This window comes from Methylobacterium currus, assembly GCF_003058325.1.
Taxonomy (GTDB): domain Bacteria; phylum Pseudomonadota; class Alphaproteobacteria; order Rhizobiales; family Beijerinckiaceae; genus Methylobacterium; species Methylobacterium currus.
In genome coordinates, this window is the sequence record NZ_CP028845.1 from 46,537 (window position 1) to 68,122 (window position 21,586).

Annotated in this window: 16 protein-coding genes and 2 pseudogenes; 3 read left to right on the top strand and 15 right to left on the bottom strand. The window is 62.4% G+C overall.

The window, feature by feature from the left end:
- Nucleotides 1–154 precede the first annotated feature (154 nt).
- Both istB (DA075_RS34830) and istA (DA075_RS34835) read right to left on the bottom strand, forming a co-directional pair.
- Nucleotides 155–886 carry an IS21-like element helper ATPase IstB gene (istB, locus tag DA075_RS34830; RefSeq protein ID WP_060846004.1) on the bottom strand — a complete coding sequence of 244 codons (732 nt, stop codon included), beginning with the start codon at nucleotides 884–886 and terminating at the stop codon, nucleotides 155–157.
- Complete coding sequence (gene istA, locus DA075_RS34835; RefSeq protein WP_099957623.1) at nucleotides 886–2,385, bottom strand: IS21 family transposase; 1,500 nt, start codon at nucleotides 2,383–2,385, stop codon at nucleotides 886–888. The genes istB (DA075_RS34830) and istA (DA075_RS34835) overlap by 1 nt, the downstream gene beginning before the upstream one ends.
- A gap of 164 nt (nucleotides 2,386–2,549) precedes the next feature.
- Here istA (DA075_RS34835) and DA075_RS38345 point away from each other — a divergent pair, with 164 nt between their 5' ends.
- Together DA075_RS38345 and DA075_RS36255 are read left to right on the top strand one after the other, a co-directional pair.
- Entirely contained in the window at nucleotides 2,550–2,675 is a 126-nt protein-coding gene (locus tag DA075_RS38345) for a hypothetical protein (protein ID WP_276330953.1), read from the top strand.
- A gap of 299 nt (nucleotides 2,676–2,974) precedes the next feature.
- Entirely contained in the window at nucleotides 2,975–3,946 is a 972-nt protein-coding gene (locus DA075_RS36255) for a tetratricopeptide repeat protein (protein ID WP_123834595.1), read from the top strand.
- A 128-nt stretch (nucleotides 3,947–4,074) separates the two neighbouring features.
- On the opposite strand, the pseudogene tnpB reads toward DA075_RS36255, so the two are convergent.
- The 13 genes and pseudogenes from tnpB to DA075_RS34895 form a co-directional block, all read right to left on the bottom strand.
- Nucleotides 4,075–4,384, bottom strand: a pseudogene (gene tnpB / locus DA075_RS34845) (IS66 family insertion sequence element accessory protein TnpB).
- A gap of 214 nt (nucleotides 4,385–4,598) precedes the next feature.
- A complete protein-coding gene (gene istB, locus DA075_RS34850; RefSeq protein ID WP_091889755.1) occupies nucleotides 4,599–5,393 on the bottom strand; it encodes an IS21-like element helper ATPase IstB in 795 nt (264 codons plus the stop codon).
- On the bottom strand, nucleotides 5,390–6,433 hold the full coding sequence (gene istA / locus DA075_RS34855) for an IS21 family transposase (protein WP_091889757.1): 1,044 nt from the start codon (nucleotides 6,431–6,433) through the stop codon (nucleotides 5,390–5,392). The genes istB (DA075_RS34850) and istA (DA075_RS34855) overlap by 4 nt, the downstream gene beginning before the upstream one ends.
- A gap of 49 nt (nucleotides 6,434–6,482) precedes the next feature.
- Nucleotides 6,483–6,731, bottom strand: coding sequence for a transposase (locus DA075_RS38740; RefSeq protein ID WP_099957624.1), 249 nt, complete (start codon nucleotides 6,729–6,731; stop codon nucleotides 6,483–6,485).
- Nucleotides 6,732–7,052: 321 nt separating this feature from the next.
- On the bottom strand, nucleotides 7,053–7,793 hold the full coding sequence (locus DA075_RS34865) for a glycosyltransferase family 2 protein (protein WP_099957625.1): 741 nt from the start codon (nucleotides 7,791–7,793) through the stop codon (nucleotides 7,053–7,055).
- An 85-nt stretch (nucleotides 7,794–7,878) separates the two neighbouring features.
- Entirely contained in the window at nucleotides 7,879–9,507 is a 1,629-nt protein-coding gene (locus DA075_RS34870) for a phosphotransferase (protein ID WP_099957626.1), read from the bottom strand.
- Nucleotides 9,508–9,510: 3 nt separating this feature from the next.
- Nucleotides 9,511–9,891: an HAD-IIIC family phosphatase gene (locus DA075_RS34875; protein ID WP_099957627.1), complete on the bottom strand. Its 381-nt coding sequence runs from the start codon at nucleotides 9,889–9,891 to the stop codon at nucleotides 9,511–9,513.
- A 523-nt stretch (nucleotides 9,892–10,414) separates the two neighbouring features.
- Nucleotides 10,415–10,576, bottom strand: a pseudogene (locus tag DA075_RS38040) (helix-turn-helix domain-containing protein); the annotation flags it as partial.
- Nucleotides 10,577–10,633: 57 nt separating this feature from the next.
- Nucleotides 10,634–13,267, bottom strand: a complete 2,634-nt coding sequence (locus tag DA075_RS34885; RefSeq protein ID WP_099957628.1) for a glycosyltransferase — start codon at nucleotides 13,265–13,267, stop codon at nucleotides 10,634–10,636.
- Nucleotides 13,264–14,859, bottom strand: a complete 1,596-nt coding sequence (locus DA075_RS34890) for a DUF6212 domain-containing protein (protein WP_123834597.1) — start codon at nucleotides 14,857–14,859, stop codon at nucleotides 13,264–13,266. Before DA075_RS34890 ends, DA075_RS34885 begins: the two co-directional genes overlap by 4 nt.
- Before the next feature lie 372 nt (nucleotides 14,860–15,231).
- A complete protein-coding gene (locus DA075_RS36260; protein WP_123834599.1) occupies nucleotides 15,232–16,698 on the bottom strand; it encodes a hypothetical protein in 1,467 nt (488 codons plus the stop codon).
- A 195-nt stretch (nucleotides 16,699–16,893) separates the two neighbouring features.
- Complete coding sequence (locus DA075_RS36265) at nucleotides 16,894–17,964, bottom strand: glycoside hydrolase family protein (protein WP_123834601.1); 1,071 nt, start codon at nucleotides 17,962–17,964, stop codon at nucleotides 16,894–16,896.
- 505 nt (nucleotides 17,965–18,469) lie between these two features.
- The gene (locus DA075_RS34895) at nucleotides 18,470–19,606 is read right to left on the bottom strand and encodes a DUF1972 domain-containing protein (protein WP_244936720.1); all 1,137 of its coding nucleotides are present in this window, start codon (nucleotides 19,604–19,606) and stop codon (nucleotides 18,470–18,472) included.
- A 438-nt stretch (nucleotides 19,607–20,044) separates the two neighbouring features.
- On the opposite strand from DA075_RS34895, the gene DA075_RS34900 reads away from it, so the two are divergent.
- The gene (locus tag DA075_RS34900; RefSeq protein WP_099957631.1) at nucleotides 20,045–21,577 is read left to right on the top strand and encodes a GumC family protein; all 1,533 of its coding nucleotides are present in this window, start codon (nucleotides 20,045–20,047) and stop codon (nucleotides 21,575–21,577) included.
- Nucleotides 21,578–21,586: the final 9 nt, after the last annotated feature.

Consider the following 21,586-nt stretch of genomic DNA (forward strand, 5'->3'; position numbering starts at 1 on the left):
GTGTCAAACGGCATCGGAACGGGACCCCTGATCGGCGTCCAATCGGGACCCTTGTTGCGCGTGGCGAGACGCCCCTGATCAGCCCGGCGAAGCGGGTCGGGGTGGCGCAGCCGGGCTGCGCAGGGGTCCAGGATGAGCCGCGCGCAGGCTGCCCTCACGCCCGGTTCTTGAAGCGCCAGCTCTCGTTGCCGGTCTCGACGATCTCGCAGTGGTGGGTCAGCCGATCGAGCAGCGCCGTCGTCATCTTGGCGTCGCCGGCAAACACGCTCGGCCACTCCCCGAACGCCAGGTTGGTCGTCACCACGATCGAGGTGGTCTCGTAGAGCCGGCTGATCAGGTGGAACAGCAGCTGACCGCCCGACTGCGCGAACGGCAGGTAGCCGAGCTCGTCCAGCACCACCAGATCGAGCCGGGCGAGGTGGTCGGCGATGCGGCCCTGCCGGCCGGCCCGCGCCTCAGCCTCGAGCCGGTTGACGAGGTCGACCACGGTGTAGAACCGGGCCCGCGCCCCGTCCCGGATGCACGACCGGGCGACCGCGATGGCCAGGTGCGTCTTGCCCGTGCCGGTGCCGCCCACCAGCACGACGTTGCGCTGATGGGCCAGGAACTCGCCGCCGCAGAGGTCGCGCACCAGACCCTCGTTGATCGGCGTCCCGGCAAAGGCGAACTCGGCGAGGTCCTTGGCCAGGGGCAGCTTGGCAATCGTCATCTGGTAGCGGATCGAGCGCGCCTGCTTCTCGCTGATCTCGGCCTGCAACAGGTCGCCGACGATCTGCTGCGGTTCGTGGCTGCGCTTGAGGGCGACCTTGATGATCTCGTCGTAGGCCGCCTTCATCCCGAACAGCTTCAGCTCGCCCATGGTGGCGAGGATCTGCTGACGTTCCATCATGGGGCTCTCCTCAGGCTGTCGTAGCGGGCACAGTCGGCGACCGGCTCGTGGCGCAGCCGCAGGCTCTCGGGCGTCAGCAGCGGGACGGGCGCGGGCGGCTCCCGCTGGCGGGCCAGGATGTTGAGCACCACGTCGACCGAGTACACGCCCTCGCGCAGTGCCTCGGCGCAGGCCGCTTCGACCGCGGAGAGGCCGTCGCCGAGCACGGCGGTGAGGATCTCGACCATCTGGCGGTCGCCGTCGGCGCTGCCGGCGAGCTTGCGGCGGATCCGTTCGAGGGCGGCGGGCAGGACCCAGTCCTTGAACGGTGCGCCGTTGCGCAGCGCGCCGGGCTTGCGGGCGAGCACGGGGACGTAGTGCCAGGGGTCGAACACCGTCTGGCCGCGGCCGAAGGCCCGCGGGTGCTCGGCGACGACGCGCCCGTCCTGGCGGATCTCGATGCGCTCGGCATAGGCGCGCACCTCGACCGGGCGACCGATGGCCGAGGCCATGACCGAGTACTTGTTGTTGTCGAAGCGCACCAGGCAGGTCGAGGACACGGCCGCCGGCACGGCGTGGAAGCCGTCGAAGCGTCCGGCGTAGGGGACCAGGGCTCCCCGTTCGGCTTCGAAGGCCTGCCAGATCGTCAGGTCGCGCTGCTCGGGATGGGGGTGGGCCTTGGCGTAGGCGACGACCCCGTCGAGCAGCAGGGCGTTGAGCTCGTCGTAGCTTCTCACCCGGATGCGCGGGGTGAACAGGCGCTCGCGCACCAGCCCGACCTGGTTCTCGACCTGCCCCTTCTCCCAGCCCGACGCCGGCGTGCAGGCCACGGGCTCGACGAGGTAGTGCGAGCACATCTGCAGGAAGCGGCGGTTGTAGGCGCGCTCGCGCCCGACGAAGATCGTCTCGACCGCGGTCTTCATGTTGTCGTAGATCCCCCGCTGGCAGGTGCCACGGAAGAAGGCGAACGCCCGGTCATGGGCGTCGAAGACCATCTCCTGGCTCTCGCGCGGATAGGCCCGCACGAACAGCATGCGCGAGTGGCAGAGCCGGACGTGGGCGACCTTGACGGTCGTGGTGACACCGGCGATCAGGACGATCTCGTGGCTCCAGTCGAACTGGTAGGCTTCGCCCGGGGCGAAGGCGAGCGGCACGAAGGCGGGAGCCGTCACGCTGGCCTGCTGGCGCTTCCACGTCCTGGCGTAGCGGCGAACGGCATCATAGCCGCCCTCGTAGCCGAGCCCCCGTAGCGCTTCGAAGATCCGGGTCGGCGTCAACCGCTCCCGCACCGGCTTCCCGGCATTGGCCGCCAGCATCTGGTCGAGTTCGTCGCGCCAGGGCCCGAGCTTGGGTGCAGGCTGGACGCTGCGGGTGTAGCGGAAGGCGGTTGCCTCCGAGCGGATCACCTTCCTGACGACCTTGCGGGAGAGCTTCAGCTCCCGGCAGATCTGCTTGATCGGCTTATGCTGCACGAAATACGCGCGGCGGATCTTCGCGACCGTCTCCACGACCAACATCCTCCGCGAGCCTCCCGTTCCGAGTGCGGGAGGCAGTCTGGATGACGTATCCTGGGGGCCCGTTTGAACGCCGATCACCCCGGAAACGGGGTCCTTATTCCACGCCTAATCACACCTTCCACGACGATCAGTCCCGGATCCGCACCGCTTATGCACCCGAGAACATGCTCACCGTCCGCCACATCGCGGTGAACGTGGCAGCCCGCAAAAAGGGCAAGGACTCCATGCGCCTCGCCCTCAAAACCGCAGGATGGGACGATGACTACCTCGTCAGGCTCGTCGCTCCATGAACCTTCACCTGATTCCCCTGCAATGGTGCCGGCAGGCCTAGTGTTTACAGCGTCTTAGTTATAGAATGAGCATGGTCAAGGTATATACTGATGCCGGTACACCCGTTGCGCGGTAAAATTTAGCAGGAGTTAAATCAAGGATTGATAATAACATTGAAAACAATGATTTTATTTCAATCCAAGAAGCATATTATATCGAGTGGGAATACGAAAAACTCGGAATTATCCTAGAAAGACTTGACAAGCACGATAAGATATGGGGTATTTCTATTAAATCGGCCGACCTGCGAGGACATATATTGCATCGGAGAAATGATTGGTATGATGCCTATAAGTCGTTAAGCAGTGCATTAGAAATTTTTCCGGATAGTGTTGACATATGTTATTGGGCGGCATTGAACGCCATTGATGCAGGATCCTACGAGAGTGCGAGTGGTTTGCTTGATAGATTGGGTGACCGCCTAAGCTCTATTCCCGAGCGCTACCTTCGAGGCATATGGCGAGCTGCTGGGGTCGTTGGCAACATACAACTCGCTAGTGCCGCCTTTAGTCAGGCTAAGGCGCAGGGGTCTGAACTTGCACTGGATGCTGTTGGCTTGAGGATCGAAAGCGCGCTTGCTGCACAAAGCATTAATCTTTGTCCGATCATCTCTGTTGGAGAAAACTGTCAACCATGGATGTTGCCAAATCGTTGGGGACTGCGTAGGCCAAGCGATATCGGCCCGCAGTCTTCAATGTTCAATTTGGGTCAATCAAATTGCTACGGTGTAGCAAAAATTCTCAGGAGCTTAGGTGAAAATTTTGTATCGCCAGAGTATTTAAGCGTTAAAGAATATCCGCAAAGAGCCCCATGTCCTACAAACGACACATTTCACTACGAATTCAATCACGAATTAGGAAAATATTGGCTGGAAAACAATTACGAAAATCTAATATCGAGGTATAAATCAAGAATTTCGAATTTTCACAAATTTATCGCGGGTCAGCAAAGAGTATTTTTCTTTTACTCAGACAGGGATGGTGACATAAATTCTGTTGTTGATGCGATTATTGAAATAAATCAAGATGATAATTATTCGATTGTAATAATAGATCTGTTCGACGGAGAGAGACCATCGCGATTGCGCCATCACGATCGCGTCAGTTATGCGCGTTTAAGATTTCCGGACAAAGATTACGTCTGGTGGAGGCCGGATCATCATGATAGTGATGCTGGGGTGTATTTCGAAAGATCAATTCGAAATCAATTGATTGATGCGGCTAGAATTTAACGAAGCGCTCGGAGAACAAAACCGACTGCTCTGCGAGTGAAGACGAAATCGAGAACGACGGAGCGCCCCGAGCTCGAGCCCGGGGTGCATCGCCGGATGTTAATTGGGAGGCTGCGCAAAGGTGCGTGCTAGTCGATCCCCTCCAGCAGAATGGCGAGCTGGGTCGACGTCAACGCGGCGGCGGCACCAGCGGTGGACGGCCAGACGAAGCGGCCCTTCTCCAGGCGCTTGGCGAACAGGTGATTACCCTGGCCGTCCCACCACAGCACCTTGATCAGGTGGCCCTGACGCCCGCGGAACACGAAGGCCTGGCCGAGGAGAAGGGATCGCGCGCCAAATGGTCCTGGACGAGGGCGGCCACAGCCCGTCGAAGCCCCTGCGCATGGAGGTCAGCTCGGTGGCCAGCCAGACGCGGAAGCCGGACGGGACGGGGATCATCGGCCAAGTAGCGCGGCGATCGCGCCCCGCAGGAGCGTCAGGTCCGGCCTGGCTGCGGCCCGCACGCGATGCCCGGCAGATAGCTCGATCTCGATCAGGCCCGATTCAGCCAGTACGTCGTCTGCCGCCGTGACCGGGGGGCGGCAAGGTGTCAACGCCGATTGAAGTCTGACCCACCTTTGGGTTTGTCGCCGATCGTAACCTGACCCACCCCTCACGCAGGAACGTCTGGTTCCCGCACTGGCCGCGCCACCAGTCCGGCGCGCCGCTTGTCCTTCAGCCGGTAGCTCTCGCCGGTGATCGTCACCACGCTGGCATGGTGCAGCACCCGGTCCAACATCGCCGCCGTCAGCACCGCGTCGCCGGCAAACGCCTGGTCCCACGCCCCGAACGACAGGTTCGAGGTCAGGATCATCGCGCCCCGCTCGTAGCGCTTGGCCGCCACCTGGAAGAACAGGTTCGCCTGCTCGCGCGCGAACGGCAGGTAGCCGATCTCGTCGACGATCAGCAGCCGGTAGAGGTTCACCGCCCGGTGCATCGCCTCCTTCAGGCGACCCTGGCGCTGCGCCGTCTCCAGCGTCAGGACCAGGTCCGCCGCACTGGTGAAGCGCACCTTCATCCCGCGCTGCGTCGCCAGGTAGCCGAGCGCGATCGCCAGATGCGTCTTGCCCACGCCGGACGGACCCAGGAACACCACGTTCTGCGCCCGTTCCACGAAGGCCAGGCTGGCCAGTTCCTGGATCTGCGCCCGCGGCGCTCCGGTGGCGAAGCCGAAGTCGTAGCCCTCCAGCGTCTTCACCGCCGGGAACCCCGCCACCCGGGCGAACATCTCCCGTGCCCGGGTGCGCCGGGCCTCGCGCTCGGCGCGCAGCACCTCCTCCAGGAAGACGGCGTAGGGCGTGTCGCGCTCGGATGCCGCTTGCGCGAGCGCGCCGTAGGCCGCGGGCACCGCCTGCAGGCGCAACTCGCCGCAGAGTTCGGCGAGGCGGGCATGCTGCAGGTCGCTCATGCCGGCTCTCCCGTCATCAGGCCCGAGAGCCCGTCGTAGAGCGCCAGCGGGTGCTGCAGCCCGACCACCGGGTGGGCGGGAGCCGGCACCGCCGGGGCCTTGATCTGGCGCACCGAGCGGCCGCCATAGGGCGGCGGCACCGGCTGCAACTGCGTCCGTTCCACGTCCAGGCGCTCGGCCGGCACCGCGCCGGTCGTGGCATGGACCCGCTGGTTGGCCACCGTGCGCAGCCAGCGACCCGCCGCCAGGTTGGCCGCCTCGCGATCGAGCACCAGCCCTTCCTGGCCCAGCCGGCTGGCCAGCGGCACGTAGAAGCTGCCGCGCAGGTAGCGGATGAAGCGCTCGACCTTGCCCTTCGTTTGCGCCCGTCCGGGCTGGCACAGCCGGGGCCGGAAGCCGCAATGGCGGGCAAAGTCCAGGAAGCCGGCCTGGAAGCGATGACGCCCGCGACCGTAGGCGTTCCGCTCCACCACCACGGTGCGCATGTTGTCGTAGAGCACCTCGCGCGGCACGCCCCCGAAGGCCAGGAAGGCGTTCTCGTGGGCGGCGATCAGCGTCTCGAGGCGCTCGTCGGTCACGAACTCCAGGTAGGCCGCCCGGCTCCAGCCCAGCGTTGCCACGAACACCGAGAGACGGTCGGCGCCGCGCCGCATCACCGCCCAGTCGACCTGCATCTGCTCGCCCGGCGCAGTCTCGAAGCGCACCACCGGCTGCGGGGTCGGCGCCGGCGCGAGGCCGGCGACGAACTCCTTGAGCATCGTGTAGCCGCCCGCATAGCCCCGCTCGCGCAACTCGACGAGCAGCACGCTGGCCGGGATCCGCTCCGGCGCCGCAGCCGCCAGACGTTCCACCACGTAGCCCTTGAACGGATCGAGCTTGCCCGGTCGGGGCGGCCGCCCCTTGTAGCGCGCCGCCGCCTCGTCGCGCAGGTAGCGCCTCACCGTGTTGCGCGACAGACCCGTCGCGCGGGCAATCTCGCGGATGCCCTTCCCGTGCCGATGCAACACCCGGATCTCCAACGCTGCCTCCTCACCCACCATCCGGGCCTCCTCCCGCAGAAGGAGCCCAGCCTACGGCCTGGGTCAGGGTTCAGTCGGCGACTGGGTCAGTTTCACATCGGCGCCTACACAAGGCGAGCGGAATGAAGCTCGGCGGCGCGGCGACAGCCGCATCCCGCTGCTCGGTCAGCAAGGCGTGCCGCCATCGGAACAACAGGCCGGAGCGCAGACCATGCCGGCGGGCTACCTCAGACGCGGTCGTGGCAGGATCGTCCGCCTCGGCCAGGATGGCGCGCTTCTGCTCGGGCGACCAGACGCGGCGCGTGCCCGCAACGACGATATGAGGAAGTTGGTCATAGGTTCAGACACACGGCCGATATAGCGTCATCTGACGGCAATGCTTGTATCCAGAGCAAAGCACTACAAGAGGGCGGCCCTCACCGAGTGCTTACGCCTGATCTGAGCCTCGCTGGTGTGAGCGCCGATGCGGACGACCGCGCCACCGATCTCGAGTTCGATCCCGACGCCGTCCGCCGCTCGCGCGGGCGACCGCATCGGTCGTGACCAAGACAGTCATAGTCGCTCATATCTGCATCGCTACGCGCAGCCTCGCCGAGCGATCAATCGGATGCGGGATGAGCGGTCGCCCTGGTCCCAGAGGTCAACCCTCTGCGAACAGGTCGGGTCGCTTCAGCAGGTCCTCGTACTGTGCCGGGGTGCCGCAGAACAACACCTCTGCCACTGGCACCTCGAAGTAGCGGACGTCACGTCCCTGGGCGATCATTGCGTTGTACATCGGCGCGACGTAGAGCTCCGGAGCACTCGGGACCTGTCTCTCCACCTCGAACGCCGCCTCGTAATCGGCGGCCCGGCGGAAATAGTAGAGCCCGGTGCTCGCGAGCCTGGAGATGACTCGCTTCTCCGCCGTCTCAGCCACCCGCTCGTCGCCGTCCTCGTGCGGTCTGGCGAAGGAGTAGCCCGGATCGTCCGCGTGCATGACTTCCAGGTAGCCGTCCGCTCTCATCATCCAGGAGCGGTCGGGATAGCGGAAGCGGGGGCGGATCGTATCGATGTTGAAGATGGTCAGCGGCTCGTCTTGCGCGACACGTGCGCCCTTCAGGCCGAGCCGGACCGTGTCCGCTTGTCCCAGCGTTGGCTCTGAGAGCATGACGATCTCCATCTGCGAGATGCCCATTCGTGCCGTCTCGCGATAGATGAAGTCTTCAGTGTCCGCCTCGGAGCGCGCGATGAACAGGAACGGCTCCGTCGCGAAGTAGTGTGAGAAGCTGCCGACCGTCCTCTCGAATAGGCTGCGGCCGTGGAGATCGAGCATGTACTTGGGCAGCGCGTACCCGGCGTTGCGGAAGCGCTGGCTCAGTCCGGCCATCGGGATGACGATCACAGGGGCACTCCTGCCAAGATTTTTCTCTGTCGGCGGCCTGCTACCTCGGGCATGCGGCTTCCGCCCCGACCGCGGCGCACCGTCGCTAGACGCGCCACGCGCTGTCCACGTCGAGCCCGGCATAGAGGCGCAGGGCGTTGGCGATGAATGCGCGCTGGCGGTCAGGGCGGTCGGCGTGGAGCGGAAGCATCGACAGGAAAAGACCGACCGTGATCGCGCGGATCTCGGCGCTCCCGGCATTCGTCCCGCCGACCTCGAACTCGCTCCAGGCCTCCTCCAGCCAGGTGTGGTGCGGCGCGGCCTCGAAGGTGATCGAGAAGCGGCCGTTGTCCTCCACCGGCATCGCGTAGCGTCCCGCGATGATCTGATCGTAGCGGCCGACGATCGAGTGTGTCATTTTGGCAAGATCGTAGCGCACATCGCCGAAGACCGAGCAATCTCCGCTTGCCTCGACGTAGCCGCGCGGGTCGATGACCTTAATGCGCTGCACGCGCGAGCTATACAGGACGTTGCTGAAGCAGAAATCGCCGTGCATAATTGTCTGGCGACGAGTGCCGCTGAGGTCGATGCCTGTCTCAAGATCCTCGGCGATCTGCATCAGCGAGGGCATCGGCTGGCCATCATAGCGGAGCATGTGGTGGATGTCGAAGCCGGTCTCGTTGGAGAAGCGGCGGAGGCGGTCCGCCGTCTTTACGGTCGCGAGCTGGCGCAGCGCGATGCTTGCTGGTTCAGGGCCCTGCACGCTCGCACAGGTGGCCAGGAACTCGTGGCATGATTGGAGTACGCGCATCCAAGTGGCGCGGCCGAGGGTACCGAAGACGAACAGCTCCGAGAGGGTGGGCAGGTGCTCGTACTCGGTCTCGTAGAAGGCCGTGCCGTTCTCCTCCCCGCTGTCGATCAGGCGCGCCGTGTAGACGCGCAGGGTTGGCGGAACGCTCGCGAACCAGGACGCCTCGGCCACCATCTTCTCGGTATCAGCGCTGAGTTTGCGTACCGTCCGGCCATCGATCCGCAGCATGTTGAAGGCTCGGGCGCTCGCCAGCAGCCGGCGCGAGCGGAAGAAGGTCTGCAGGTGGCCGAAATCGAGCCATTTAGCAAGGTCGATATCAACGGTGCACAGTCCCCGCTCGCGCGCGTAGGCCTCGATGCCCTCGACGAAGGAGCCGCGGGCACGGACGATAGCGCGCACCAGGGCCGAACTGTGCGCGAAAGCGAAGTAGCCGCAGGCGACCAGCCGGGGATGCGAGACGGGCAGGCCCGCCGCGAAAGTATGCACGCCGAGGATGCGATTACCTTCCCGGTGCACCTCGGCCCAGGAATACCCCTCTTCACTCGGGGCGACGCCGATCTCGTCGAGACCGGTCGGGACGCTGGTGAGGAGCGTGTCGCCGTGCAGGATCCGAACGGGCTGCTCCGGCCCACCGATCAAGTTGAGCGCGAAGACCACAGCCTCGCCGAGGCTCAGCCCGTCCGGCACCGTCAGCACCGTCGCGCCCGCTTCCGCCAGTCGCCGTTCGTCCTCAGGGGCGACGACGTAGCTCTCGGGCAGGGTGATGTAGACCGGGCGTTCGCGCCCGAGCTGCTCGAGCTGGTACTCGTACAGGCGCTTGGTGCCAACCGGCAGGAAGGTCGGGGGCAGGTGCCCGAACTCGGCGGACAATTCCTGGTCGACATAGGCGCTCGACGTGACGAGCCACAGGCCGTTCGATGCCATTCCTTACACTGCCGAGGTTGGCCCGATCAGGGCGAGGATCTGCTCGCGCGTGAGCGAGACGAATTCGGACGGGCGCACAGCGCGGTCGTCCACGTAGAAGCCATCCGTCCCGCACCACGGCTTGCCGACGTGGATCTCGTCGTACGGAATGTCGTGGCGCTTCAGCCAGTCGATGATCACCGGCACGGTGTGGGCTGTGATCTTGCCGACGGAGTTCTCGAAGGTGCGCATGTTGCGGGCTGAGTAGATCACGATCGCGAAGCCCATGTCGCGGTACTCGCGCATCCGCGCGACAATCTCCGGATCGGGCACCTTGTCCGCGTAGTCGATGGTCGGATCCTCGCGCGTGATTGTTCCATCGAGGTCCATAACGAGGCGCTTCATGAGGCAGAAACTTCCTGATAGATGGAGCGTCGGATCGCTAGTGCCCTGACGCCTTCAAAAGGTGCACGCGCAACAAAAATTCCTTCATGAGTGCAATCTGTTAGCGAATGAGCACGTGGCACATTTGTCGGTGTCGGTGCACTAGTGTCCTGACGCCGACAAAACATCCAAAGACGGACGGGATTTCCTTCGCACCTGCAAGCGATTAATAAAACGATCATGTGATGCATCCGTCGGCATCTGTGCATTGGCGCACACAGGTCCGCTTCGCCAAGGCCCACCTCTCGGCAGCCTCGGTGTCGGCAGCATTTGAGAGTGTCGGACACTACGAGCCGGATCAGCATTCTCAATGGACTGGGTTACAGCTCACTCCAGGGACGGACGCAGTCTCCAGACCATCTTCCAGGATGGGCACGGCAGCTTGCGCGGCGGTCTTAGCACCGTCGACCCATCCCGTCACCTGGCAAGACCATGCCGCGCTGGGAAGGCCACCGGCGCTCACGGCTCCGTCGCTCGAGGATCGAAGTGCAGCATCGCGCGTGATCTGGCGGCCACGCCACTTCTGCACAGTGGTCGGGCTGATACCGTAGCACTTGGCAGCGGCCGCCACACTCTCTTGACGTAGCTGTATCGCACGACGTAGTGCCTCTGTCGGTCGGGCCCTGCCGTGAAGAAGTTGGCCTATATTGCATCCCTCGCTGCATGGTGGCCAAGCGGACCACCATGCTGCGTGATCAAACACCTAAGCCGTAGCACGCAGCGCAGCCGCCCGGGCTGCCTTGGCCGTTCGGCCAGCGGCGCGTAGGGTCTCCAGACGCTCGCGTACCTGCTCGGCAAGTATGCTCCACGGCCGTGAGGCCACTTTGGTCATCGCCTCTCGGCTCATGGTACCGAGCTTGTTACGATCCGCTGCGAGGGTGCGCAGGTGGTCGATAGTGTCTTCAACGCAGCGATCCTGCGGAACGATGAAGCCGCTCACCTCGGTTTCGACTGCCTCTGCAACAGCGCCACACGCCGCCACGATTGGGACGACGCCGTGGGCCATCGCCTCAAGCACCGTGAGCGGGAGGCCCTCGTAGCGCGAGGGCAGTAGCAGGACGTCAGCCCAGCTATAGGCTGCGCTGAGGTCAGCGTCGTCGTAAATCGGCGGCTCGACAAGGCTCGCGTGGCGGTTCAGGAATATATTGCCATCTGTCAGGATGGACTTGCCGATAACACGGACATCAAAGTCCGGATCATGGCCGATGACATCGAAGATGCTGGCAAGTCGATCGAGGCCTTTCTGGGTGTCAAGCCGGCCTAGATACAACACGCGGATAGGACGATCGACCGGCGGGCGCACCGGCAACTCGCCGCTGCCATTTGGCAATAGCGATGGCGCGTTTGGCAGGGACAGGATCTTCATGCGCGGAATGCCGAGGCCAGTTACTTCAGTGGCCATCGTGTCAGAGCAAGTTAGGACAAGATCGATCGCGTGCTCGTAGGCTAGCGCGAGTGTGGGATGGCCGCAATATCCGCCGATCAAGGATTTATCGAAGAGGTGCAAGTAAGTTGCCGTCACTACCTCGCGACGGCGTAGACTACTAAACAGTCCTAAGATCTCGGCGGAGTGGCAGCTAATTACTGTCTCGAACGTCGACAGGAAGTTCACGAAGTCGCGGGCCCATTGATCATTGAGCACCGTCGGCACCTGCGTCCCTAGGAACGATGCCCCTGACCAGGCAGAAACCCGGTCGCGTGTGTCAATAATATGGATGTCGTCAAAGGCATCAATGGCGTGTCCGGCGCGATAAACAGCATTGGCTCCGAGAAGAATAAGACTAGTGCGAAAACCTTGACGGCGCAACTCTCGGCTGAGGCAAAACGTGACCTTCTCTACACCGCCAAAATCGCAGTGCGGCAGCACCATTGCGATGCGACCCTCGCGTGCCTCTGCGATGGGAGGCAGCATGGCGTTGTCGAACTGAGCGCGGGCTCTCGGCATCATGTCATTTAGGGCGCGTGACCCTAGGAATACGTCTTCGACGACGTTGCTGGGCCGACCACGCATATCGTTGCGGCGCACGTGCAGGCAGGTCTGGATGAAGTCTGAGGCAGCTAAATCCTTGAGCGTCTCAGGTGAGACGATGTCGCCCGGTAGGGAGACTTCGATACAAGCGATCCTGTAGCTCTCCCCATACTCAAGGAGTTCCCTGATCCAGGTATCGCTTGAGTCCAGAGCGATGGCCTGCATGAGGGACCAGGAAGTTCCGAACAGGTGGCTGCCCTCCCGGAAAGGCTGATCGCGCCGGACGCGGATCGCATTGTCCTCGGACGCCACGATGGTCAAGGAAACGAAGTTATGGCTGGTAAGGGCCTGCTCGATCTCGATGGATAGCCACCGCATCAGACCAGTCCTGCGCAGCAGGTTAAGAGTTCTATCAGTCGTCGTGAGGATGTACTGGCCGGCAGATACGAAGGTGGGTTCGCGGATTGCCTGCCAGACTCGGGTTTCGAAGGTCTGCCAGGGCATGCGTGAGCCGCCCTGTTGCAGATCAGTTGCCATCTCAACGAGCGCCTCGTCGGACAGACACACCGCGAAACGGGGCAGCTCCTGGTGCTCGAGCTGGACGAAGGTGTTAATTTGGAACAGGTCGTGTTTGCGGCGCATGTACTCCCTGATTTGACTATCTGACCGGCCGGAGTCAGCCAGCATACTCTCCGCGCGCTTGCGATAGGAGAGTCCGAGGGATGGCAGGTGGCGGCCACGAAAGCCGCGCTCAATAGCCGAAAGCCAGAAGTCCCAATCCTCATAGCCGAGGCGCATGGTCTCGTCGAACCGCAGGTCCGATTCGACCATGCGACGGCGAATGAGGCTCCCAGCCTCGCAGATGTTGATCACCGACGCAGCATAGGCGTTGAAGCTGCCGCTGTAATCATTGAACACGCGGAAGCCGAACATCCGCACGTCCGGATAAAACCAATCAGCGTCGGGATGACTAATCAAAGCTTCCTGCATAGCAAATATGCTATATGGCGCAAGGAAGTTATCAGCATCCAAGAAATAAATCGCCTCTACCTCTGGAATATTTTTTAACGTGAAGCTAATTCCCCGATTGCGCGCCGCGCTCAATCCACTATTGAATTGCCTAATGTAATGAACATTGACCCATTGATTGCTGAAAAATGTTAGTGTAGCATAGGTCTGAGGATCGGGACATCCATCATCGACAAAGATAACATCGACGTCAGTGAATCCAGCTTGCTGCGTGAGCGAGTACATTGCCTCGCGCACCAGCCCACTATGCCTGAAAATAGGAATGATGATCGAGAGGCGTGGTCGGTGGGACAGTTGTGGCACGAGGGTGGGCAGGGCTGGCGCGTGATGGATGGTCATGCCTGCCTCTTCTCGCGGATGGCGACGAGGTGAAGAAAGTGTGCCATGGCGTGGTTGGTGCCACCGCCGGTCTGGCGCGTTGCAAGGTAGATGTTGAAGCTGTCACCGAGGGTGTCGGTCGGCTCGAAGACGAGCTGACCCTGCTCGCGCGCCTTCAACCGAAGCCAAGTTGCATTCGCGTGGAAGTTGTCATGTACTGCGTCATTCTCGCTCTTGCGTCGTGGGTTGCCGACGCGCAGCCATTTCGGTTGATGGGATTTTGGCGACGGCTGCTTGAGCGTCAGCGGCATATCGACGGGCGCGGCGAACAGGCCAAATTCCGTTGGAGCGGCGAGGTCGTGGGCGAGCGTCACGTCGGCCGTGATAGCGCGAACGTCGTCGATCCGCACGTTGCGGATCACCGCGACATGAGTGCCTTCGGCAGACGGGTGCAGAAAGAGGCCGGCACGCTCGTCGACGTAGCGCAGCAGCTCCGCTCGCGGCTCCTCCAGGCCACCGAAGTACTCGACGGTGGGGAGCAGCTCATCGATGATAACTTGGCTCGGCCGCTCAGCAGCCGGGTATCCGTCCGGTAGCCTGCCCCAGCCCTGGAATGGCAGGCGCAGGCCTGGTGCGCCAGTGTAGATACGGACGGCCAGTGATCGATCGTCCACGGTGCCATCGGAGCGAACGAGGCCCAGCCGCGGATCGGCAGTTATTTCGCCAAGGCTGAGAGCGAACCGGGGCGCAGCATCGGGCTCCCACCGAATTTCAATCAGTACCGGCTCGTCCAGGGGGCGCGGCATGAACGGGCAGTCGAACCGGTTCCACCCGACATCCAGGGTGTGCGCCGGGACCGTCCAAGTTCCTAGAACCCCCCGGGAATGAGCTGCGAGCAGGCGGATCACGACCACCGGTGAAGGGTCGCGATTGGGCTCAGCCACGTGGATCTCGAAGGCATGCACCGCTCGAAACTCCCGTTTGGAGTTCTGGCTGATGCTCACCACGTCCCGCAGGTCCGACGGCTGCAGAGAGGTGCTGCCGGGAGGCAGAAACACGCCCAGGCGTGGCTGCGGCGGGACCGCCTCGTGAACGACACGCTGCGCTTCCTGCAGCGCTTCGAGGTGCTCCTGCATCATTTGCTGAAGCCGGCCGATCTCGAGGTGCCCAGCCCCGAGGTCTGCCAGGAAGCGCCCGGACAGCCCAAAGGCGCGGCTCAGTTGCCAATCTAGCAATCCTGCGGGATCGGCAGACAAGTCGTAGATCGGGTCAGATCCGTCGATGCGCGGCGCGATCTGTCTCAACTTGGCGATCGCCATCGGATGGGCATTGATGAAGTCATGATCTAGGACCACTCCGACGACGGGGCGGGCCAGGAAACGTCCGTCCGACTCCTGCGCCACGTCGGAAACTTCGAAGCCACGTAGCGCAGCGATCTGCTGCTCGGACAGGACGACGTGGTGTATGCTCTCCTTTGGCATCTTCGCCTTCTCCAATACTCGATCGAGTATGATGAAGGCATATTGCGACTTCGAAGCTGAAACCGATGAAGAGGTGCGCGCGATTGGTTTCGCCAGCACAGGGGCGAGATTGCCCTGATTACTTGCTTGCATATCTAGATCTCTGATCGCTTGAAGTGAGAGTGGACATCATCACTATACAACCCTGAGTTGCAATTGCGCGCTATCACTCTGAGTTTAAAAAGCTATTATCCTGCTGCGCACTTGCTGCCAAGCGTTGCCTGACGACATGCCACATTTTCCATTGAGTGATGTCCGCGCGTCACAACGCAGATCGTCTACATTCTGGAAACGAAAGATCGAACTCTCCGGACCTAGTTGCTGATGCGGCTCGCGGTTAATAGTGATGGCGCAGGCAGTAACCTCAGCATACTTCACAGGGGACCATCCCTGCGCGCTCAGCAAACAGTCCAACGACGCAGCGCGTCAGCCGGCGTTGGGAGCGGCTGGATTAAAGGCATCGGTTCAGCCACGAGGCCGCGCGCGGTATATGCGGATCCGAAAGGACAAATTCACGTTGGCGACGACGGGAATGCCGATGTAGCATGGACCATATCCATGGGTTGGCTCCGAGGGAAAATCGATGCGGAACGGTATTACGGGTGTTCCCGGCTCCGTCTCAGCGTGTGCCGTCTCGGCATCTCTTTTCATGATGCCATAGGTATTGTTGTAGAAATACGTTAATCTCTCAGCCTCTCCATGCTTGCTGCCGTCGTCCGCATTGATGCGGGCTGACACGAGCAGCGTTTCGCTGACAAGCGATCGGAATGGTATGTAGAGGTAGGCAATAATTGCGCGGTCGCAGGCCCCGTTCAGCTGCTTGCACATCGTGCGGAGAACGTAATCGGACCCAGAAGCTTCAATAATCAGCTCGACGTCATAACAACCATCGTTCTCCTCAAGATAAAGGTGAGTCCGATGGACAGGTCCGCTTAAAGAATTAATATAATCTATTTGCCGTGACGGCCGCAGTGCCGTACTGCGATAAATGATAGTTTTTTCCTGCTGATCAGACAGAATTAAACTATTGGTTGGGCCAAATAAATCAATTTCATCTATATCAAAGAAATATTTATGAGCAACTTCTTGATATAAAAGCCTGATCGGGTCATCTGAATGTCTGATTAATGCATCTCTCAGAGCGTCGAGATGCGCCGGCGCATTCGGTTGGCAGAGCAAAGCAGTGATTGGATTGCGCGGATCGCGCGGAAACCACTTCATTGCGAAGACCCGGTTGCTGCCCCAGGCTGTCATGGGCTGCTCGAATTCGACTAGTGGTCGGACGAGGTCGTTTAATCGCGCTGCCCCCGCACTCGTAGTGAACCTATCCCAAAAATTGTGACACAAGATCCCGAATCGGCCCGATGCCTGACCCATCAAGACGGTGATTGGAAACACCTCCTCGTACGGAAAGGTCTGGAGACCGAGTTGCGCCGCTTGATGCAAGAACGCATGATGCCTGGCAACGCGGTCCCAATCCTCACGAGCCGCGCACAGCCCCTCGATCTGTGAGCTCCTGACAGCTGTCAAACCGATGGAACGGATATAATCGAGAAATATGGGATCGCTTTCGACTTTGGGCCAGTGCCATGCATCAGGGAGTTGGCCGATGTCAAAAGCATTGTCGCCCCCACGATGCGTCATCAGTTCTGGGACAATGTCGCCCTGCAGGCGATTGACGAAGAGGGCGTTAGATGCCGTCGTGCAGAAATACCTGAACGCTCCAAAAACTTCGCGCGCGACAGCAAAATTTTCGAGATGTCCCAGCAGGAGAGTTGGGCCTACCTTTGATCGCTGCGTAGGTCCCCGATGAATGTGGACCCGAGCATCAATCCTGTCGAGCGCAGGAATTTCGCCATGATTACTACAATTTATGATAAGTGCGCATTTTTCATCAGTAAAATTAAGAAAGTTCGCAATATATGATTGCATATATTGCGAATCTTCCGCAAATAGACACGAGAATATTGTAATCAGTGACATTTTACATCTTTCAAGATTTTTGCTTTGAGGCACGAGTAGAATGTACTTGGAACTGATATTGGCGCGCTTGCGATGGGTCCATCATTCTGGATAGCTGCTTGTCGAATGCCGAGCAGCAGGCGCTGCCTAGCAAATAACCCAATTCTAGTCCATCGCATTTGGCGCAATCGCGATTGCTCCACTCTTCGTTAGTTGGCTGCATTGAAAGAGGCTGATTTTGTCGCCGGGGATGGACCAGCTGTAATAGAACGATGCCAAAAGCTTGCCTTTGCTATGAAGCTCGCGCATGAACGTGCGCCAATTGCTCACGATCGTGGCGCGGCGCTCATCTCTTACAGGACAGGTTTCGCTCTCTGTGTTCACCCCCCATTCAGTGAGCCAGCAGGGCTTGCCCCCCTCTCCTCCGCAGAACGAGAAAGTCCGACGCATCAGGAGTCCGGCATGGTCGGCGGACTCAACGCCGGTGATATCGTAGGTGTGAATCCCGTAACCATCAACGAGGGCATCAAGGCCGAGTGTTCTCAGGTACGCGATGGTCGCGTCGGGGCTGACGGCATCAAGCCCCGTTCCGATGCTTACGCCTGCGGGTCCGAAATCGGTCAGGCCAGCTGAGATGATTGGCGTCGCACGGTTCACGTTGAGGGCTGCCCGAATGGCATGCATCTCGCGCAGCATCCCAATGTAGGCCTGGAAGCCTCGCGCGATATCTATAACTCGAGCATCGTTTTGCAGTTCTTCTAGGCCAATTACCCTGCCAAGGCCCGGTACTTGAAAGTCACCATTGAACTGCGTCCAGTTGATTTCATTTCCAGCCTCAATAGCAACAAGTTTAATATCTTTTTTATCTATTTCTTTTAGCACATAACTGGCAAAAATCTTAAATCTTTCTAAATCTATCGAAGAATAACGATATGCCGGCCAAAGATCGATTGGCTTTTTATATGGAGGACGCGGCAGCACATCAGCTCTATATACAGGGTAAATATTGAGATTAATTTGAATTCCTGCCGCGTTGAAGCGTTTTATAAGATCGATCGACTTATCGCGATCAGAATCATTGCTTGGAATTAGCGGAATGCGAACGTACTTTACACCGGAGCTTGCGAGCTGCTGGATGATGGCATCCTGCGACGCGCGATCGAGCCATTGCGGGTTTGTGACGTTGACCCCCACGATCCCGCTACCAGCGCGTGCCGGCAGACCCGCGAACAGCATGAGCGCGACTAGAAGGATGCGCGCCCCTCTCACCGGTCGGCACCAAGTGTCAGGATTTCTCACCAGTCCCCCTTCTGCTGAAGCGGCTCATGGCGCGTCAGCGCCAAACTCAGAGTAATGGATCTGTGCACCAAGGACAAATTTCCACGGTAGCCCCTCTAGTGAGCCGACACCGACGAACAGGCCCCACCATCGCTTACTAAGCACCTGCGATCACAGGGGGATTTGGAGTGCTCAATGTACCTTCGGTCGTGTCCCTTGGAGTGGTGTAGCTGAACGACAGCGGGAGAGCCACCCTGCGCGCCTTTCACAGCGCTGTAGCAGGCGGGATCTCCCGCTTGGGTAGCCATCGACGGTGACGGGTTAGGATCGGGTTGTGAGCACCAACCCCGAACCCGAAGCGCGCTATCGTGCTCACAGCGGCGACCAAGCCCTGGCCGCATGACCCAAGACAATCTGCCTCCGAGAAACCCGGAACGGTTCACATGCTGTTTGGCTTCCTCGATCACAGGCCAGCCGCCTGCTGGACGAGACCAGAACTCGCCTTGCGGCCGGTGAGCGCGAGGCACTCCCGCTCGTAGGCATGCAGGATCGAGTCCCAGGAGAATTCCTGCGCGGCTCGGATGTGGGCCGCGCAGCGGGCCCGAGCCACCAGGGCGTCGTCGGACAGGACCGCCTCTATGGCCCTCTCGCAGGAAGGCCCGTCGGAGAAGTAGATCTGGTCCTCACCGGCCGTGTGCCGGTTGAACGGGTTGTCGTGGGCCACGACAGCATTGCCGCTCCACAAGGCCTCGACGAGCGAGGGATTGGTGCCGCCGACCGTGTGGCCGTGCAGATACGCCCGGGCATGGCATCGCAGGGACTGGACGGTCGCCGGCTCGTAGATCGCGCCGGGAAAGATCACCTCGTCGCTGGCTGCGGCCCGGACCGCCGCGTGGTAGCGGTTACCCGGGATGAAATGCCCGAGCACCACCAGGTGCCGCTCCCGTCGCCGGCGCGAGAACGCCTCGACCAGGGTCAGGATGTTGTTGTCCGGCTCGATGCGGGCGATCGATACGAGGTAGCGGTCCGGAGTCAGGCCGAGCGCCTCGAGCGGCGCCGGATCCGCCGACGAGACCGGGTCGCCGCCATAGGCGATCGTCGCGATCGCGCGCCTGGGTCTGCGGGTCGCGAGGTGGTCGGCGATCCGGGGGTGGTCTGCGATCAGGCGATGCGAGGTCCAGGCGGCGATCCACTCGTTGACCCAGAACCACGCCCGCACCGGCCACGACCATTTCGGCCGCCTCCACTCGATGCCGTCCATGTTGGTGACGACCTTGCGCCCCCGCAGGCGCAGGTAGGGCAGGAAGACGGCCCCGTTGTAGCCCAGCACCAGGCACACGCCCCCGCGGCGGGCTGCGTCCACCACGCTCCAGGCGTCGAAGTCGAGGGTAGCCTTCGGGCCGCCGGAGGCGACCTCGACCTGGATCAGGTCGATCCCGCGCCAGGTCTCGACCGAGATCCGGCGGCCGACCGTCGCGACCTCGCGCTGGCAGTAGACGCCGACCCGCCAGCCCCGGGCGACCAGGAACAGGGCAAGGCGTTCCGCGAAGGTCTCGAAGCCCCCATGAGCCGCCGGGATGCCGCGGCAGCCCAGGATCAACAGGGACGGCTGCTCCGTCCCCTTGGCGGACCGGAGTGCTTCGGCCTGGAGACGCCGATCCGGATTGTTCCGCTTCGGCACGTCGTGGGCCCTCAATCGGTGGTGCATCGTCCGATCCCAGCTCTGGCGGGGCGCTCCCGTGACCCAGATCGGCACAGCGAGCGAAAATGTAGCTCCCAGGGAGCAAGGATGGTGCAGGTCGGATCGGAGAGTGACTTACGTCTCTGCCGCAAAATCCAGGAAGATTTTTCGACTCAGGTGACTCTGCTCTTCTGCGCCTGCCCTTTGCGTGATCGGAGGACGCATCGCGGCTGCGGCTGCGCACCATCCTCAGCATCGCCCTTTCCTGGCACTGCTCTTGCGGCGCGGGTCGGCGCCTCCTTCGCAGCGTGCCGATCCGGCACGGGCGCGAGCCGGGGCGACGAAGAGACGGGGCAGATGTTCAGGTTCGAGAGTCACGCTCCAGCAGAACCGGTCCGGGTCACCCTCGGGGAACGGTCTGAGCCTGCACCGGGCGCGGCCGGCCGGAACCTCGACGCCGTCGCGCTGCTCGGTGCGCTGTGGCGGTCCGCCGGTCTGATCGTGCTCGGTGGCCTCGCGTGCCTCGCCCTCGCGGTGGTGGGGTTGGGGATGGTGCGGCCCACCTACACCGCCGGCATCCAGATCCTGCTCGATCCCTCCGACCTGCGGGTGCTGGAGAACGAGGTCACCACCCGCACGCCGCAGGCGGATTCAGGTGCCTCCCTCGCCGAGAGCCAGGCGCGGGTGATCCAGTCGAGCACGGTGCTGCGCCGGGTCGTGGAGCAGCTCGGGCTCGACCGGGATCCGGACTTCGCCAAGCCCGACTCCACGAACCCCTTCGTCGTCGCGCTCAAGGGTCTGCTCGGCCTGACGCCGCCCGCGACGGCCCGCGATCCCGTCAACGTCGCGATCGACAGCCTGAGCAGCGCCGTCAGCGTGCGCCGGCCGGAGCGGACCTTCGTGATCGAGGTGGCTGCAAAGGCCGCGGACCCGCAGCGCGCGGCCGACATCGCCAACGCGATCGGCACCGCCTACCTCGCCGGGGAGAGCGCGGCCCGCACGGAGGCGGCCAAGCGCGTCTCCGACGCCCTCACCGCTCGCCTCGCGGCCCTGCGCCAGGGCGTCGAGGCGGCCGACAACCGGGTGGTGAAGTACCGCCGCGACAACAGGCTCACGGCGGCGAGCGGCCGCCTGCTCACCGACCAGCAGCTCGGCGACCTCAACCAGCAGCTCGTGACCGCCTCGATCCGGGCTGCCGAGGCCCGGGAGCGGCTGGCCCAGGCCGAGCGGATGCGCGCCCGCGACACCGGCACCGCGCTGCCGGAGATGCTGCAATCGCCCGAGATGCAGGCGCTTCGCCAGCAATACGCGGCGCTCGCCCGCAGCAAGGCCGAGGCGGCGACCCGGCTCGGCGAGCGCCATCCCGCCATCGCGGAGCTGAACGCCCAGCTGCGGGAGGCCGAGCAGCGCATCGAGGGCGAAAAGCGCCGGATCGTAGAGGCCACGCGCAAGGATACCGAGCGCGCCACGGCGAGCGAGGCGGCCATCCGCCGCCAGCTCGCCCGGGCGAAATCCGAGATGGTCACGAACGAGAGCGCCGTCGTCGGCCTCAGCGAGCTCGAGCGCGAGCGCGACGCCCAGCGGACCCTGTACGAGAACGTCCTGCGGCGCTCCCGGGAAGCCGGCGAGCAGGAGCGCCTGAACGCCCTCAACGTGCGCATCATCTCGGAGGCGGTACCGCCCCGCCAGCGGACCTGGCCGCCCTCGCCGCGGATCGTGCTGCCGGCCGCCATCCTGCTCGGCATGGTCGCCAGCGCCGGTCTTGTCCTCCTGCGACATCTCGCGCGGGACTGGGGGCCGGCCCGGCCCCAGGGCAACGCCCGATCCCGGCCCGCCGTCGCAGGGAGGGGCGGCGGCGCGCGCGACCTGTCGCGATCGCCGGAGGCCTGAGCGAGACCG

What these genes read in the sequence shown, in the direction of transcription:
- DA075_RS34900 (WP_099957631.1), top strand. Translation starts at nt 20,045, where the DNA reads ATGTTCAGGTTCGAGAGTCACGCTCCAGCAGAACCGGTCCGGGTCACC.
- DA075_RS34870 (WP_099957626.1), bottom strand. Translation starts at nt 9,507, where the DNA reads ATGGCATCGAACGGCCTGTGGCTCGTCACGTCGAGCGCCTATGTCGAC.
- istA (WP_099957623.1), bottom strand. Translation starts at nt 2,385, where the DNA reads ATGTTGGTCGTGGAGACGGTCGCGAAGATCCGCCGCGCGTATTTCGTG.
- DA075_RS36265 (WP_123834601.1), bottom strand. Translation starts at nt 17,964, where the DNA reads ATGCTGTTCGCGGGTCTGCCGGCACGCGCTGGTAGCGGGATCGTGGGG.
- istA (WP_091889757.1), bottom strand. Translation starts at nt 6,433, where the DNA reads ATGGTGGGTGAGGAGGCAGCGTTGGAGATCCGGGTGTTGCATCGGCAC.
- DA075_RS34885 (WP_099957628.1), bottom strand. Translation starts at nt 13,267, where the DNA reads ATGACCATCCATCACGCGCCAGCCCTGCCCACCCTCGTGCCACAACTG.
- istB (WP_091889755.1), bottom strand. Translation starts at nt 5,393, where the DNA reads ATGAGCGACCTGCAGCATGCCCGCCTCGCCGAACTCTGCGGCGAGTTG.
- DA075_RS34890 (WP_123834597.1), bottom strand. Translation starts at nt 14,859, where the DNA reads ATGCAAGCAAGTAATCAGGGCAATCTCGCCCCTGTGCTGGCGAAACCA.
- DA075_RS38345 (WP_276330953.1), top strand. Translation starts at nt 2,550, where the DNA reads ATGCTCACCGTCCGCCACATCGCGGTGAACGTGGCAGCCCGCAAAAAG.
- DA075_RS36260 (WP_123834599.1), bottom strand. Translation starts at nt 16,698, where the DNA reads ATGCAATCATATATTGCGAACTTTCTTAATTTTACTGATGAAAAATGC.
- DA075_RS34875 (WP_099957627.1), bottom strand. Translation starts at nt 9,891, where the DNA reads ATGAAGCGCCTCGTTATGGACCTCGATGGAACAATCACGCGCGAGGAT.
- istB (WP_060846004.1), bottom strand. Translation starts at nt 886, where the DNA reads ATGGAACGTCAGCAGATCCTCGCCACCATGGGCGAGCTGAAGCTGTTC.